At 40.8% G+C, this 287-nt stretch carries 1 protein-coding gene; it reads right to left on the reverse strand.

The genetic code is table 11. From position 1 onward, the window contains the following. Nucleotides 1–131: ParA family protein (locus tag A3774_RS16460; RefSeq protein ID WP_197468087.1), on the reverse strand; the 131-nt coding region annotated here is incomplete at its 3' end. Nucleotides 132–287: the final 156 nt, after the last annotated feature.

Consider the following 287-nt stretch of genomic DNA (forward strand, 5'->3'; position numbering starts at 1 on the left):
CATTGAGGATCAAGATCAATCACTAAGGTACGAAGACCTCGCGCCGCACTAATCGCTGCTAAATTCACCGCAATACTCGACTTGCCAACGCCGCCCTTCTGATTGAAAACTACGCGCTTAACTATCGCCATTATTTTTCTCCACCAATCCCACACAAAAAACACTGCTACTGCATTGCAATATCTATAATTATGAAGTGAACGTCAACAATCTTGATGGCAAAAGGGCAAAACCATAGCCAAAAGGATTAATATCAAGAAATTCTTATACACATCTGCAGCAAATAT

Origin of the sequence: Neptuniibacter marinus (assembly GCF_001597725.1) — a bacterium.
GTDB classification, from domain to species: domain Bacteria; phylum Pseudomonadota; class Gammaproteobacteria; order Pseudomonadales; family Balneatricaceae; genus Neptuniibacter; species Neptuniibacter marinus.